The organism is Terrisphaera buseokensis (genome assembly GCF_047521145.2).
GTDB lineage: Bacteria > Verrucomicrobiota > Verrucomicrobiia > Opitutales > Opitutaceae > ER46.
In genome coordinates, this window is sequence record NZ_CM134186.1 from 1,773,689 (window position 1) to 1,787,605 (window position 13,917).

At 66.7% G+C, this 13,917-nt stretch carries 6 protein-coding genes; all 6 read right to left on the minus strand.

Annotated elements, in window-relative coordinates; genetic code table 11:
* The 6 genes from ACLJEU_RS06395 to ACLJEU_RS06420 all read right to left on the minus strand — a co-directional run bounded on the left by ACLJEU_RS06395 (position 1) and on the right by ACLJEU_RS06420 (position 13,803).
* Positions 1-3,345, minus strand: a complete 3,345-nt coding sequence (locus ACLJEU_RS06395) for a PSD1 and planctomycete cytochrome C domain-containing protein (RefSeq protein WP_414663662.1) — start codon at positions 3,343-3,345, stop codon at positions 1-3.
* Positions 3,260-4,648, minus strand: a complete 1,389-nt coding sequence (locus ACLJEU_RS06400) for a FecR domain-containing protein (RefSeq protein WP_414663663.1) — start codon at positions 4,646-4,648, stop codon at positions 3,260-3,262. Before ACLJEU_RS06400 ends, ACLJEU_RS06395 begins: the two co-directional genes overlap by 86 nt.
* Positions 4,645-5,190, minus strand: a complete 546-nt coding sequence (locus tag ACLJEU_RS06405) for a sigma-70 family RNA polymerase sigma factor (protein ID WP_414663664.1) — start codon at positions 5,188-5,190, stop codon at positions 4,645-4,647. The genes ACLJEU_RS06400 and ACLJEU_RS06405 overlap by 4 nt, the downstream gene beginning before the upstream one ends.
* A gap of 158 nt (positions 5,191-5,348) precedes the next feature.
* The gene (locus ACLJEU_RS06410; protein ID WP_414663665.1) at positions 5,349-8,444 is read right to left on the minus strand and encodes a TonB-dependent receptor; all 3,096 of its coding nucleotides are present in this window, start codon (positions 8,442-8,444) and stop codon (positions 5,349-5,351) included.
* A 170-nt stretch (positions 8,445-8,614) separates the two neighbouring features.
* Positions 8,615-11,689: a DUF4157 domain-containing protein gene (locus ACLJEU_RS06415; protein ID WP_414663666.1), complete on the minus strand. Its 3,075-nt coding sequence runs from the start codon at positions 11,687-11,689 to the stop codon at positions 8,615-8,617.
* A 20-nt stretch (positions 11,690-11,709) separates the two neighbouring features.
* On the minus strand, positions 11,710-13,803 hold the full coding sequence (locus tag ACLJEU_RS06420) for an eCIS core domain-containing protein (protein ID WP_414663667.1): 2,094 nt from the start codon (positions 13,801-13,803) through the stop codon (positions 11,710-11,712).
* Positions 13,804-13,917 lie beyond the last annotated feature (114 nt).

Sequence of the window (13,917 nt, forward strand, 5' to 3'; positions counted from 1 at the left end):
TCAATGCAGATAGATAAACTCGTTCGAATTCAGCAGCACGTGGCAGAGATCAGCCATGGCGCGCACGCGGGGATCGGCACTCTCGGCCGTGCTCGTGCCGCCGGCCCACTCGAAGCCGGCGAGGTGCGATTGCCGCGCAGTCCACGTGAGCCCGGATGAAGCCGTCCAGCGCGCCGGGTCGGAGACCAAAGCATCCTCAGGTTGGATACCAGCCATCACGCGCACGCCGTCGATGCGGCCGTCGAACTGGTGCGGGCTGCGGCGATAGATACCCCCGATCACCGGCGCGGCCTGGCCCGCGCCGAGCTTGCCGAGAATCGAATGCTTCGCCGTCGCCGTGAGCCGCGGGGCGTCCGGTTTGCTGAGATCCGTGACGCTGAAGATCACGGTGCCGTCGGTGCAGGACACCTTCGCCACGATGTGATACGGCACATCGGGTTTGAGAAAGATGCCCGACGGCGCCACTTCGTAGGTGGTGTTCATGTTCTCGTCCTCGCCCACGAGCTGCACGATCACGTTGAACGGCTTGTAGGCGGATTTGCGGCCGGTGACGCCAAGGCTCCAGCCGTGGGCATCGGGCGAGCTCTTGTCGCCGGTCCAGCGTGATGCGATGGTCCGCACCGAGGCGGCGGCGTCGATGCTCGCCACCGTGACGACCGTCTCGATGGTGAAGTCATCGCCCTGCTTCGGCGCGTTGCGCACGATCACGCGTTCGTGCGCGGTGTTCTCGTGAAACCGTCCGAGCGTGGGGTCGGCCGCCGCCTCCAAAGCGATGGGACCGGGCTGACCGCCGGCCTCGTCCCGGCGTTCATCGAGGAAGCGTTCCGCGCGGGCCTTCTCGGCAGCGGTGGGTGGACGGCCCAACGCGGCCTGCCACGCGCTGTCCACGTCCTTGATCTCCGCTGCCATCCGCCGCGCCCGCGCGATCATCCAGTCGCCGTTCATGAAGAGCAGCGCCTGCAGTGGCGTGGACGTGCCCTGGCGATCCGCGATGCTGGAAAACCCAGGCGGCGCATCCATCGCCTTGAGCAGCTCGTTCTGATTGTTGCGCTTCTTGATCGTGTAAACGGCGCGGCGCAGCGAGGTGTTGGCCTCCTGCGGTACGCCACCGACCGCGTTCAGATCGAGTTCGCCGGTGGCGGCGAGGACGGCGTCGCGCACCTGCTCGGCGTCGAGCCGGCGCGGGCTGAAACGCCAGAGGAACTTGTTCGTCGGGTCGAGGCGCATGGCCGTATCCGAAGGTTGGACGCGCGCGGTCTGCCGGTACGTGGCGGAGAGCAGGATGTCGCGGTGCAACTGCTTCAAACTCCACCCCGTGCTGACAAAGCGTCGCGCCATCCAGTCGAGCAGTTCGGGATGCGTCGGCTTCTCGCCGAGGTTGCCGAAATCATTCGGTGTGGCGGCGATGCCGCGGCCGAAGTGATACTGCCAGACGCGATTGACGATCACCCGCGCGGTGAGCGGATTCTCGGGCTGCGTGATCCAGGCGGCGAGGGCACTGCGCCGGCCGCTCGATTGGGGCAGCGGCGTGATGACTGGCTTATCCGGGGCGATCAGGGTGAGAAACCCCGGCTCCACCTCCCGCGTGCCCTTGCGCGATTTCATCTTCGTCGGCGGTGCGGATGGGCCGGTGTCGGTCGCCACGAACGCCGCCATCAGCGGCGCCGGCTTCAGGTGATCGAATTTCTTCAGCTGGGCATCGAGTTCCTGGTAGCGTGCTTTCTCCGTGGCAATCTTGAGCACCTTGATCGGATCGAAATTCTCGCGCTCGTACTGCATCTGGCGCTCGGACATCACCGCGAGGATTTGCTCCATCGGTTCGCGGGCCGCGGGCGGCTTGGCCATCATGCTTTTGATATCGTCCGTAAAGCGGCCGTGGGCGCGCTGGACGTTTTTGTCGAGCGCGGGACCGACGAGCGCCTCCATCTGCTGACGAATGTCCGCGGTGGCTGCTTCCCACGCGGCCTGCTGCGCATCGTACCGGGCCTGTTCCTCGGCGGTGGCGAGCTTGAGGTCCGTGCGCCACAGGACGTTCTCGAAAAACGCCCGCAGCGCGAAGTAGTCCTTCTGGAGGATCGGATCGAACTTGTGGTCGTGACAGCGCGCGCAGCCCATGCTGAGGCCGAGAAACACCTCGCCGGCGTTCGCCGTCATGTCGTCGGTGATCAGGTCGGCCTGGCCGCGCACATCGCGCTGATTCCACTCGTAGATCGGGTTGCGCAAATACGAGGTCGCCACGAGGACGTTCGGATCGCCGGGCGCGAGCTCGTCGCCGGCGAGTTGTTCGCGCACGAACTGATCGTACGGCTTGTCCGCGTTGAGGCTTGCGATCACGTAATCGCGATAGGGCCAGGCGCCGGGGCGGTAGGCGTCGGCGCGGTAGCCATCGCTTTCGGCGTAGCGCACGAGATCCAGCCAGTGCTGCGCCCAGCGTTCGCCGTAGCGCGGGCTCGCGAGCAAGTCGTCGACGAGCCGTTCGAAAGCGTCCGGCCGCCGGTCGTTCACGAACGCTTCGATCTGCGCCAGCGTCGGCGGGAGGCCGTGCACGTCGAAATAGATCCGCCGCGCGAACTCGTGGCGGTCCGCCTCGGGCGCGGGCGTGAGTTTCAGCTCGGCGTGCTTGGCGGCGACAAAGCGATCAAGATCGTTCCGCACCCAGCGGTTGCCCGGCAACGTCGGCGGCACGGCTTTCGCGATCGGCTGGAACACCCAGTACTGACGCTGCTCGGGGGTGAAACCATATTGGTCGCGGGCCGCGTGGGCCACGGCGCCCGGAGCGTCGGCGGGAAACGCGGCGCCGAGCGCCACCCATTTTTCCAGCGACGCCACTTCTGCCGGCGGCAACGGATCGTCGGGCGGCATCTCGAGGTCCGCGTGCGTGCGTCGCACCGCTTGGATCAGGATCGATTCATCGGGCTTGCCCGCCACGACGAGTGCGCCGCCTTCGCCGCCGCGGGAGAACCCCGCCTGATTGTCCAGCCGCAAGCCGGACTTCTGCTTCTTCTCCCCGTGGCATTCGTAGCAGCGCTGCGCGAGGATCGGCCGAATCTGCTGCTCGAAAAAAAACATCGTGGCATGAGCGTCCGGCGCGGCGGCGTCCGCGGCGGACGCGCGGCTGCTGACTCCCCCGAGGGCGGCCGTCAGCGCGACGAACGCGACGGTGGTGCGGACGAATCCCGGCTGCGGGCGTTGCGAGAAGAAGGTCTCCGCAGTGGGTGCGGGAGAAGGGGCGGGGTGGTTCATCCTGAAAATCTGGATACTAACGGGTGCGCAGGGTTGGTGGCCGGCCGGTCGGATGTTCCTTGGCGGCGAAGGCGTGCACGAGGCCGGAGGAGTGGGTTTCACCCGTTTCGCGCACGATGATGAAGGTGACGAGACCATCCCGATCCTCGCGGATGAAGGCTGCGAGTGCGTCGCTGCGAATCGTGAGCGGTTCGCCGGAGCCACCGCGGGGCAGCCAGAATTCCGCCAGCTTCCGGGCGCGGTTTTCGATCACGCCGGCATCATCGCAGGCCGGCAGCGTTTCCCAGGCGAGCGTGGCTTCATCCCAGCGATCGCCGCCTTCGGCTTCGTTGACACCATACACGGCAAACTTCGAGTCGGGCACCATCGCGGTGAAACCCATGCCGCTCGGTTCGGGATCGAGCACGATCTGCGCTTCCTCGACGCGGGACGGCGAGATCCCGGCAACGTCGAACGTGATTACCGCGCGCCGCTCGTTCTTCCGACTGGATTCGAGATCGCTGTGCTTGACCATCAGGAGCGGCTGGCTCCCGGCATTGGTCGGATTGCCGCTTCGCCGCGCATACGCATCGCGCCCGCGACCGAACGACGTCGGAATCGAAGTCCAGCCGTCGATCTGCTGGAGCGGCTGGAATCGCGCGGGCTCCACGATCGGCGCGGTCGCGCCGGAGGCGACGTGGTAACTTTTCCCTTCGGTCAGCCGCCGGACTTCGGTGCCGTCGGGTTGGTTCAGGATGACTTCGCCTTCGAACACGAAGACATGCGAATTGCCGGCGGAACCGGCGGTGACGCCGAAACGCGTGCCGATATCGACGACCTTGAGATCAGCCGTGTCGACGCTGAAGCCGTGCGCGGCCGGCGGGACCTCCGCGGTGAGCGAGCCTTCGAGCAGCCGGCAGTTCATCGCGCTGACGATCTCCAGTTTGCTGGGCGCCTCGAGGACCACGATGGCGCCGCTGTTGAAGCGCAGCGTCACGATGCCTTCGGCCAGCGCGAGCATGCCGCGGCCGAGTTGCGACTGCTCGAGCGTGGGCAGCGTCGAGCCCGACCACTTGGCGTTTTGCGCCTGCACGAGCGTCGCCACGGGCAAGTTGCGCGCTTCGGTGCGAGTGAGGGTGACGTTGAAACCGATGGCCACGGCCGCGGCCGCTGCCAGCACGGTGAATCCCGCGAAGACGGGCCAGCGTGTGCGCTCGGGTGCGCGATCGTCGGCCGCGCTGGCCAGCGTGCGCAGCGTGTCCGTGTCGGCGCGCAGGGCGGCGTGCAACCAGGCGCGTTCAACGTAGGCCGCGCGGAGGTGCGGATCGGCGATGACGTCGCGCTGCAGCGCTTCGCGCTCCGCCGGTGAAAGCCGGTCGTCCAGTGCGCGCTCCACGCGGTCTTCGTCGGTGCGGGAAAGGCTCATGGCGTCGCGGGCGCGTTGAGTTGCCGACGAATGCAGTCGTTCAGTGTGCGGCGAATTCGGCTGAGCAACCGGTAAACGGCTTCCTCGGTGCGCTGGCTGCGGGTCGCGATGTCCGCGATCTCGCATTCGTCGTAGTAACGCCACACCACGATCGCGCGGTGATCGGCGGGCAGTTTGCGGAGGCAGGAGCGCAGGACGTCCGCCTTGCGGTCGAGATGATCGGAGCGGCGATCGATCTCGGCGGCGACCGCCTCAATGAATTCGCGGTCGAGTGGTGAGTCCGGCCGGCGTTTCGCGGCGCGGCGGAAATTCAGGATCTGATGGATGGCGATCGTGCGGCCCCAGGCACGAAAATCCGTGCCGGGCTCGAAACGGTCAAACATCCGCCACATGCTCAGCTTGCATTCCTGCAGGATGTCGGCGGCGTCCGCGGGACTGTTCACCAGGCTGTAGACGTAGGTCGCAAGCGCCCGTTCGTGCTCCGCCAGCAGACGAAGGTACGCTTCGTCGCGATCGGGCGGAGAGAACGGGGTCGGATCCATGCGAATCTAATAGGTCACCGCCGTCCGATTTTGGACACTAAAGTTGCGGCTGATTTATTGCCACGAAGACACGGAGGCACAAAGGTTCCAGACCGCCCGGCCCACCTCGGACTTTGTGTCGTTGTGTCTTCGTGGTAAAGTTCTGCCGTGCTGCCGGTTCAGAACTCGCCTTTGAACCCCACGGAGATTTGCGAGCCGAGGTTCTGGTAGTTCGAAATGCGGGCGTACCGCGGCGTGCCGGGCCCGTAGATCTCGGTGATCAGCGGCTTGTTCGCGATATTTCGGATCACGGCGTACGCGGCGAGGCGGCGGGTGAAACGGTACTCGGCGTTCACGTTCAGCGTCAGGTACGCGGGCATGTAGGTGTACGTGCCGGGCGGCACACCGGCACCAGTGACCGCGGCCTGGCGTTGCACGCCGCGATTGTTCCACGTCAGTTTCACACTGTAGCGCGGCCGGCTCAGGCTGAGGCCCCAGTTGATGCTCTCGCGCGTGAATCCGCTGAAGTTCGCGGTGGCGTCGCCCTCGAGGTGCGTCTTGGTGATATTGAAAAACGCGAGGAAGCCGCCGGCCCACTTCGGCAGAAACGTCAGCGGCTGCTGGTAGTCGAAGTCGATGCCCGACACGCGCGCGTTGCCGACGTTGTTCTTCGTGATGAGGTCGTAGCCGAGGTAGTCGTCGGAAAGGTCGTATTGCGCGAGCAGGTCGGTCGTCGCCGCGGTGCGCGTGGTGCCGAAGAAGTCCGTGATGTCCTTCCGAAACGCGCCGAGCGAGAGGCGTCCGCTGCGCTCGAAATAGTATTCGAGCGACAGATCAAAATTGTCCGCGCTCCACGGCTTCAGCCCGGTGTTCACCACGGTGATGGTGCGATTCGTCTCCGCGGCGGTGGGATCGGTGATGCTGATGTTCGGAATGATCTCGTTGAGATTCGGCCGGCCGATGGTGCGGGCGTAGGCGGCGCGGGCCTGGAGGTTCTCCGTGAGGTGGTAGGTCGCGTTGAGACTCGGATAGAAATTGCCGTACGTGCGGGAGGCGTGCGCGCCGCGATCGCGGTATTGGATCTTTGCGAGCGCGACGGCGTCGGTCGTGACGCGGATCGGCCGGCCCGCGGCGTCGCGGATGAGATTGCCCGCGGCGTCCTGCTGGTAGGTCGCGCGAATGTCGTTGAGCCGGCCGTAGCCGTCGTCGGCCGTGCGTTCATAACGCGCGCCGCCGACGAGCCAGAGCCGGTTGTCGAGCAGGCGCAGGTCGGCGCGCAGGTAGCCGGCGGAAACGGTTTCGGTCAGTTTGCGCGACGCGGCCGTGCTGGTGTTGATCGCGCCGGCCTCGTCGAGGCGGAAGTACTCCGGATTCGATTTGAAGAGCTGCCACATCTTGTACGGGCTCGGCCGCTGCAGGTGCGGGAGATCGAACGGGACGTTGGCGGACGAATAAACGGTGTCGATCACATCGTAGCGCGATACGAGATCGTCGACGGTGTTTGCGACGCGATCGGGTCCGACAAAGGTCCACACCGGGGCCTCGGTGCGGATGTCGCGATCCTGCCGGCGGACGTCGAGGCCGGTGCGCACCGTGAACGGCAGGCCGAGCGTGAACTCGCGGCGGGCGTTGAGGTGCGCGCCGATCAGCACGTCGGCGCTGCTGCGCTGGTTGCTGTCGGCGGTCTGCAGCGAATACGGCGCGAGCGAAAACAGATCTACAGGCGTGCCGGTCGTGGTCGTGGCGGTGAAGGTGCCCGGACCCTGGCGCACGGTGTTGATCTCGCCGTAGCGCAGGTTGAGGTTGCGCACGCGCGTCAGGACGCTGCTGAAAAAGCCGTTGTCGATGTCGCGATACGTGTTCGTCGAGCGCGAATAGAAGCCGCCGCCGTCGAGTTTCCAGACGAGGCCGTTGTGGCGGTACTTGACGCTCGAATGCCAGGTGCGGTCGGTCTTGCGGCGGCCGTCGGTGTCGATGACGGACGAGCCTGCGCCGGGTGCGCTCTGGGCAAACGAGGGATCGTACGCGAGCGGCCGCGTGGTCGAGGTGCCGGTGAGTGAGGTCGTCCACGTTTCAATCATCTGATGCACATCGGTCGTCGTGAACTGCGTGCCGACGGTGAGCATGCCCATGCGGCCGACCTTCCAGTCGAGCGTCGTGCCGATCGAGAGCCGCTCCCAGAACGTGGGCTGGTCGCGCAGGGTGTGGCCGTTGAGAAACGGATTTTCCGCCGTGCCGAAATTCGATGCGCCGTTCACCGGCCGCCAGATCGGCTGCGACATCTGCGTGCCGCTGTAACGCTGCGAGTAGAAGCCGTTGAGCGTGATGCCAAAGGTTTTGCTGAAGGGCGCGATGTAGGAGAAGTCGAGTCCGGGCAGCACGCGGCGGCCGGTGGTCTCGGGTTGCGCGCCGGGCATGTCCTTTAGCGTGATCCACTCGCTGTTCATCACCGCGTTCACGCGATAGGAGAAGAGCGGCTTGCTGCGGTCGAAGGCGCCCTTGCTGACGACGTTCACCGCGCCGCCCATCGAGTCGGCGGGCGAGTCCGGTGTCGGGGTTTTGGATACCTCGACGCGCGCGATGTTGTTCATCGAGAGACCGCCGACCTCGACTTCGCGCGTGACGCCGGACGAGGCGGCGCTGGCCATGCGGTTGCCGTCGACCATCACGGGCGTGGTGTTGGACGGCAGGCCGCGCACGGAGATCGTGCGGGCGTCGAAGGACGAGTAGTTCACGGTCACGCCCGGGATGAACTTGATGAACTCGCCGAGGTTGCCCTCGCCGGCGTCACCGAACGCCTCGGCGTCGACCACGTTCTTGATATTGGGTGCGAGCCGCTGCTCGTTGGCGGCGATGTCGCTCGCGTTCATCTCGCGGTTGGAGGCGACGACGAACTGCGTGAGTGTGACGACGCGGCTCTTGTCGGCGGCACCGCGGCCGAGTTCGACGTCGCGCCGGACGATGGCGCCCGCGGTGACGGTGGCGGCAACAACCTGCGGTTCCAAGCCGGTGAACGTCACGCGCAGCTGGACGTCGCCCGCGGGGACGCCGCTGAGACGAAACTCGCCCGTTGCGTCGGTGAGCGTTTCGAGCCGCGTGCCTGGAATACTCACGCGCGCGTTGGTCAGGTAGGTGTCGCTGGTGGCGTTCAGCACGCGGCCCTCCAGAGTACCGGTGGCGGCGGTTTGGGCGCGCCCGAAGGTCGCGGCGATGAACAAGACAAACCCGGCGAACGCAAAGCGCGCTCCGCCGGCGATCCGGTGGGGGTGGGGCATGGAGTGGGTGGGGAGGGAGCTGGTGGGATCCGGCTCTCTCTATCAGGTCCTGACTAGAACATTTTGGACAACTGAATTGTCCGAAAGGGAAAATCTTCGGAGCGTTGGCTACACTCGTGAGCTCGGCTGGTGTTCCCTAGCCCGAGGCCAGGGGCGGACGTGGCCACGGGCTATTTGATCCGATACCAGATCATCCGCCAGTCGTCGCCGGCCTTCTTTATTTCGCGGGCCACGTCGTCAAAGGGGCGAATCGTCTGCGCCTGGGCATCGATCGCCAGAACCACTCCATTCACCTTCACGACGTTATAGGCGTGATTGATGCTGGTGCCGAATTCGACCAGGATGACGCGACTTCCTTCGGGCGCAGCGTGCATCTTGATATGGAGGTAAAGCGCCCCGTGCTGGCGATTCTTCCCGGTATACTTTTCCAGCTCGCCAAGGGTGGAAGATTGTTCCTCCAGTTTCTGCAAAGGAATGTCTCCGTGGCGGGTGGGAACGTTTTGCCTTCCCGTCTCTGTATAGCGAACGCTGACCGGCGACGCCTTTCCGGTAGCGATCGCCTTGTCTGCTTCGATCGCCACCGGCACGCAGTTCCTCAACCCGCCAAATGGGTTAATCTGTGCGATTAGCGGTAGGAGCTGTTGGCTGGCCTGTTGGAATGCGGGCTTTTTACTGGCGTAGGTTTCGCGGGTGCCGCCTTTTGGTCCGCCAGAGGACGCGCCGAGTACGGGATTCGGCAGGTGCGACGCCGGCTGGTGCGGGGCCGAATTGCCGCCGCTGGTCGTCGCCGGAGCAGGCGTCGGTGCCGGTGCGGGCGATGCGGGCGCCACGCCGGTTTTGCTGTAGGGATCAACTGCGGGCATTTTCGCGGTGTCGTCGAGGCCGATGTTCCGCTTTGGAACTGCAGGTTGGGCCGGCTTCGTGGCCGGCTTCGGGGCGGGCTGAGCGGGCGCGTTCCCACCATTGCCGGTGATCAAGGGCAGTTGCTGGCGGGTGGCGGGCCGGTACAGCCAGCTCGAACTGCTAACGTAGACGTCGCGGCCGGCATGACGGAAGGCGTCGGGAGCCGGTCCCTCGCCGCCCATTTTTTTCCACGTGGCCTGATGGGCGGCGGGATCCTGGCGCCGCAGGTTTGCGGGCGCGCGGGCGTTGATTGCAACGACCTCGGTGTCCTGCACGCGCACCGGCCGCGGTGCGGGCATGGGCAGGCGCGTGGGCGCGCGTTCGTAGATACCGACAGTCGGGCGCGGCGAGCTGGTGCCGCCCGAACCCAGGTTGCGCATTTGCTGGCGCTGATTCTGACGCGCTCGCAGCGGCGCCCGGAAGGCCAGCATGGCGTCGAACATCGTGCCGATCGCGGCGCCGCGTTCGCCGTCGGCAATGCGCCCCACCAGGCTGAACACGCTGCTGTGGCGCACGGCGTTGAGCTGCTGCAGCGCGTGGATGATGAGATTGTTTTCCCGGGCGATGCGAAATTCGGCCAAGGTGCCCTGATGCAGCGTGCCATCCGGAAGCTTGCGATACGCCACGACGAGCGACTCCTTCTCCAGCTCCGCCTGCGTAGGCAGCATCTGGATACCGAAGCGATGACCCTCGATCGGAAAGCGACGCAGCAGCGCGCGATCAAGCGGGTCCAGCCGGCGGTAGTTCATGACCGCATAGGCGAGCCGATCGCTCTGCAGGACGCCGACACCCGGGCCTTCGACGTGCCTGAAGCCGAACGGCCCCAGGAGGCGGTCCATGGCGTCGCCGGCCTTGGTGACGAGGGCGTTCTCTTCGCCCACGCCCGAAAGGGTGATGAAATGGTCGAGCGCGTCGACCAGGTGGGCGGCGTCGGGACTGTTGGGATCGATCTCCTGGATACTCTTGGCGAGCCACGCGATCCCGGCATCGATCACTGCGCGGCGGTCGCTTTCGATTTTGTTTCGTGCCCGCTGTTCCTCCTCATTGCGCAGGCGTTCGGCCTGCTGGGTGTCGAACGATTTTCCCAAGTGTTCCGCGTAGGCCAGGCCGGTGTCGCCCGTCACGAGCTGGCCCCGGTTCACGGCTTCGCGCACGGCTGCGGCCCCGGCGCTCTCCGCCTCGAGTCGGGCGCGAAACGCGGCCTGCCCGGGATCGCCCGTGCGCGAGACTTCCCGCGCGAACACCTGCGACTGGGCGGCCTGGTAGGCGCGGGTGTATTCCGCCTCGAACGGGGCCTTGAATGATCCGACGCCCTTCGACTTGAGACTCGAATTGAACTCCAGATCGGCTTGAAGCTTTAGATTGAACTCGATCGCGCGCGTGGCGGATTCGGCGGCGCTCTGCACGCCCCGCTGAACGAACTCGGCGCGATCCTTGGGCTCCGCCGATCCGGCGATCTTGTACGACTCGAAAATGATCGCCGTTGCCATCTCGGCGGCGGACCCGGCCTCGCTGAGCACGAGCGTGTGGGTCTTCGGTTCGTAGAAGGAGCTGCGGACGTTGCGCAGTTCAATGCGGACGCCCTGTCGGCGGAGGAAACCGAGTGTGTCCATCGTGGACGTCCCGCGCACCGAGCCGGTGAAGACGAGATTTTGCGCGTCCTCCAGCCGGGCCTGCGGCGTGTTCGGCGCCGCGCCGCCCTGGCCCGCCTCCGGCGCGCACGCCACCTGGAGCGACGTCGGGGTCACGTGCACGGGGCCGGCGGTCACCGGGCCGTACGCGGGAAACGCGATCGCCCGCCCGGGCTGAAGGCCGGCCGCGAGCCGCCCGGCCTCGTCTTCGTGCACGCCGTCATATGCGGCGACGGAAAGGGGCGCGGCACCGGCGGGACGCGCGTCGCGTTGCTGCAACGTGTGCACGAGCTCGTGCGCCAGGAGCTGCTGTCCGTCGGGCGTGTGCGGTGCGTAGGTTCCCGCAGCGAAGCCCACGTGCGAACCCACCGTGTACGCGCGCGCGTGCAGCGCGCGGGCGGCGGATGCGGTCCGGGCGTCCGCATGCACGCGCACGCGACTGAAGTCGTGCCCCAATCGTCCGCTCATGGCCGCCTGCGTCGCACCGTCGAGCGGCTGGCCGGGACCGCGCACGGCCTCACCCGCGAGCGCGGCCGGAGTGGGCGGTTCGCCGGGATCGCGTGCGGCTGCGCGGCAGAGCGAAGCAGCGAACCGCGGCACGCCCACCGCGGGCTCCACGGCGGGCGTGCGCACACCTTCCTGCGGTGCCGGCTTGGGCGCGGGCGTCGCCTCGGTGTGGGCAATCGGCGGACTCGGCTGGCGTGCGGGCATAAGCGCGACAAACGTGATCGTTATGGCCGCTCGGGGAGATAAATCTTCCCGTCATGGCCGTAATAGAAGTAGCCGGCGTCGTCGTTCCAGACGGTCACGATGACGCCCTGCCCCCGCCAGCCTTCGTAGCCCGTCAGTCGCTGATAAACGAGCGGCGCATGTTTGGCGTCGGGCACGATCAAGTAGATGCCGGTGTCGGTCGCGGAACGGGTCTGGGCCCGCCGGACCGCGGCGACCGGGCGGGGCGGCATTTCAAGGTGCGACCAATTGTCCATGAGCAGCGTCTGGTCGGCGCCCGCGGCTTGGCCGCGATGGGCATAGAACATCTTCGTGTCCTTCAGCGCCGTCCGCTTCGGATCGTTCCACTCCACCGCCATGCTGCCGCCGCCGTCCTTGCGGGTGAAGCGGACTTCGTGGGCCGTCCATCCGTAGGGAATGGGCGCGCTCGCCAATTCGCCGCTCATCAACTCCAGATCGACCATTAGTTGCCGCAGGCGCGCCTCCCGGGCGCCGAACGTTTCGCTGGTGAGCGTAACCTGGCTGGTGACTCCGGTCGCCGTGACGGTCTCGAACGGCCAGAGGTAGCCGCGGGCGAGGGCGTCGCGCAGGTGCTTGATCAGCGGTTGGGAAAATGCGATCACCGCGAGCCGGCGCTGCCGCAGTGCGGGATCCTCGTTGGCAAAGACGTGGTTCGCCGGCGCGGCGGTTGTTCGGGCGGTGGGCTGGCGCGCGAGCTGTCGCGCTGAATGCTGCAACGGAAAGCGGGCCCGCCCCTGCCAAGTGCCCGCTGACACGGCGTCGGCTTCCTTTTCCGCGGGCGCGGTGCTTGCGGCGACCGGCAGCGGCGTGCCGGCCGTTGTGGCGGGCGCACTGCGCTGCTGCAACGTGTGCGTGAGTTCGTGCGCCAGCAGTTTCCGGCCGTCCTGGGTCGAGGGCGCGAATGCCCCCGGACCGAACACGACGTGCTGCCCCACCGTGTAGGCGCGGGCGCTCACCGCCTCGGCCGAGGCCGCGGCGCGGGCGTCGGTGTGCAGCCGCACGTGGCCGAGATCATGCCCGAAGCGCGGTTCCATGAACGCGCGCGTCGCCGCATCGAGCGGTTGTCCGGGCCCGCGCAGGACCTCGTGCACCAGCGGCGGCGCGATCCCGCCGCCGCCTGTATCCGCATGAGCCTGACGCATGAGCATGAGGCTTTCGTCGGACCGGCGCACGAGGCCCTTCGACTGCCAGTAGATGCGCCAGAACTCATCGTCCTCCGTCTTGCGCTCGGCCGCCGGCTTCAGGCCTTCGCGAAACTTCGCCTGATCGGCGGCGAGCCGGGCCGTTTCGTCACGGTACTTTTGCTGTTCGGATTTTGCGCCCTTCGGCTTTTTCGGCGCGGGGCCGAGCGGAATGGTCACCGTCACGACGCCCTTTTGCTCCGCGGGTTTGCCGGGCGAGGCCTTGGACTCGGTGTAGCCCGCCCCGATGCTGACGCCGCTCGCCGACGTGAGCGTGAGCGACACGTTCGTCGGCGTGCGCACGGGGCCCTCCCACGTCAGCTTCGCCTTCAGGCCGGCCGCGATGAAATCGAGCGGGATCTCGGGAATCGGCACGGGCAATTCACCGTTGGTGGCGATGAGCGCGGACAGTGCGCCGCCGATCGCGACGCCGGTGAGCACCTTGCCCTCGACCGAGCTGAGGAACTCCTTGCCCAGCGCCTCGGCCTTGGCCTTGAGCTCTTTGCCGGCCTTGGTCTCGATCAACGCCTCACCGATCTTCTTCGCGGCCGCCTTGTATTTGTCTTCCTGTGACGGCTCTTTCTTGGTGGCGGGTCCGGTCTGACTCTCCTCGCGCTGGAGCGAGCACGCCCCCGCGGTCTGCGTCACCGTTGCAGCGCCGCCGACGACGACCGACTCAGCCACGCGTTGCGCTTCAAGCTCGAAGGCGTCACCGGGCCGGTTGACCCGCAAGCCGTGACCGGCCGCCGTTGCCACCGGCACCACTGGAGCGAAACGCGGTAGTCCCGCGGCAACGCGACCGTGCGCCGACGACGCCTGCGATGGCGTCGGAGATCGCAGCGCGTTCGCACCCGCCGGGCGGCTCGTCTTCGCAGTGAAATGCGGTGCAGGCATGGGAGGCGGAGGGAAGGGGCGCGAGGATGGAGTTGGGACCTCTCGATCGAACGAGGAACGGGAAGGGAGGTGGGGTTTTCCTGCTGGTTGTTCAGGCGCTGGGGCGGTTCGACG